The organism is Endozoicomonas sp. SESOKO2, from assembly GCF_024606245.1.
Classification (GTDB): domain Bacteria; phylum Pseudomonadota; class Gammaproteobacteria; order Pseudomonadales; family Endozoicomonadaceae; genus Endozoicomonas_A.
On record NZ_JAHHPQ010000122.1, the window covers coordinates 1 to 2,410 of the forward strand.

The following is a 2,410-nucleotide window of genomic DNA, read 5'->3' on the forward strand; positions in this document are numbered from 1 at the left end:
AATGGTCGTTCTCCCATGCAGAAAGTATTCCTTACTTCTACACTCTGGGTGCCTTGTACAAGAGGCAACAGGGCGATGATCAGAAAGTTCATGGTCATGATCAGAGCAATGCCCCTCAATCGGGGTCTCTATCTGCAACCATGACCCACTGACAGCTATGAGCCATTAAAAGCTGCTTCCTCATCTGGCTTAGTTATCACTTTTTCGGGTAATAGAAGTACTCGGCTCTGGGTAGTAAAATGACAAATGCCCGCCCCAATGCATTAAGCCTTGCTGTGGTCGTTGCAATCAGCTCCTCCATCATTGCTACTCAGGCTCTGGCGGATCGCAGGCTACAGACAAAGTCTTTCGATATTCAGGGCAATAAACATGTGGAGTTTACCTCGAGTGAGGTCATGGTCCAGCCAACTTTAGGTGATGACCAGCAGCCAATACCGAAATCTTTTACAACCACTTACCCTGATCGTACTCAAGTCAGAGCAGACTATGGCGTTCCTTCGGAAGGCTTTACAGACATTCTTTCTGGCATCAAGGGTGGCGTTTCCAGTGTTGATCTGTTTGAAACCGACGACAATGACTTTGCCCGGAAGTACACCAAAGTCCTGAAAGTCGGTAATGAAGGGATCTTCAGGTTCACCCATAACCTTGCAGAAAAAAAACTGGTCATTGAAGTCAGAGACGGAATGACCGATCAGGATTCCATTGAGGCTATTCGAAATCAATCTGGTGACATCCAACCATTAGATCCGTTAACAAAAATCGCCAGACCCGAACAACTGGCCGGATTACTGAAGGGTGCCAATGAAAGAGCAGGAAACCTTGGTGAAGTTGATAACTATGTCGCCCTTGCCACCGTTTCAGTAGACGAAGTTGAAGTGAATGGGCGCACCTTCATGCGTCTTGTCGCTGCTGCCGATGAGCCTCCCGAGTTACAGCGTCTTGGTCAATCACTCTTTATCAATGATGAAGCGCTTCTGGCGGCAGCCACCTCTGCCTATACGCAGGTTCATATTCTGAAAGACGATTTACAACAGAAAGCTCTGAACGAGCTGTTGTCCTGTCATAAACCCGTCGGCTATGTTGTTCACGTCGGGGATGAGACACAGGTTTATCCTCTGCCTGCGGGTTATCCAAAGCTGGAAGTGGATCAGGTTTCGGGGGAAATGATTGTTTTCCGTCGTCAGAAACAGAATCCCACCGATATTGCCTTTGTGGAAAGCCACTATGATCTCTGGAAACAATTTAAAGACCACAGGACACAGGTTAATACCGCAGATGCCGCAAAAGCTCGCAACGCTCATGCGGCGGCAGTACTGGGTATGAATGACTGGGATGATACCTGGTCACTGGAAGAACAAGCCAGACTCCTCAGAAAGAAAATTGATGAAATGAACCGATCGGTGGCCGCAACATTTACCGGAACAGAGGTGACTCCGGAGCAGGCTGTAAAAAATATACTGGCAGTGATTGAAGGCCAGTTCGGCATTGTTTCAGACAATGAAAACGATCTGGGTGGCCGCTCTGAGTTCGTTCTACAGCATCTGCGGCAACAGGCAGAACAGACCGATGAGATATTCCGGGATAAACTGACGATAATCGAAGGTCAGCTCGGTCTGCCTGCCAATAAAAAAGATGACCCGAAAGCCCGTCATGAGATGATTCGAATGCACCTTTGGCTGAATTTGGCCAAGGTGGGTCAACAGCCATATTTTCAGCGTCAATATCAACAAAAGCTGGAAGCAAAGAAAAACTGTTTACAGAAAGTTCAGCACATGGTCAATCTACTTCCAACGATTGACAAACACCTTCGCGATTCTGTGGCAGAAGCAAGAGTCTATATCAACACACAACTGGGAGCGGAGCTTGGTATTGATAACCGGGACGATACCCAGCCATTGGAAGAACAAGAAAGAATCATCAGGGAGAAAATTCTTGAAATCAAAAGATCTCTTGACGAAAAAGATGCTACAACAACACAGCCATGGCAAGAAGCTGTAAAAGCAAGACTGGCACCCATTGAAAGCAGGTTAGGTATTACTCTGAACCATGAAGATGATCTGGATACCTGCTATCAGTCCATTCAACAACAGCTGCAACAAAAGGTAGAACTCAACAATGTGGTCATCCAGAACTCACTGACTAACTTCGAAAGTATACTCGGTCTGGTCTCAGATAACAGAAAGAATCCGGAAGTCCGTCGACAGGCCATTCAGCAACACCTCAAACGACAGCAAGCCTGGGTCGCTCAACAGCTTCTTCAGCATGAGGACTCCAGAACAGATGCTGAAATAAAAGCTCGTTATGCAACCATTGCCGCTCATTTAAACATTCAGAATTTTGATAGCAATAAAAATATTGACGCTCAACAGGAACACCTGCTGCAAACATTTAAGACAATGAAAGCCCGGGA

General features: G+C 46.6%; 1 protein-coding gene. It reads left to right on the plus strand.

Annotated features, from left to right (window positions below; all coding sequences use genetic code 11):
• Positions 1-239: 239 nt before the first annotated feature.
• Positions 240-2,410: hypothetical protein (locus KDK17_RS03250; protein WP_257287329.1), on the plus strand; the 2,171-nt coding region annotated here is incomplete at its 3' end.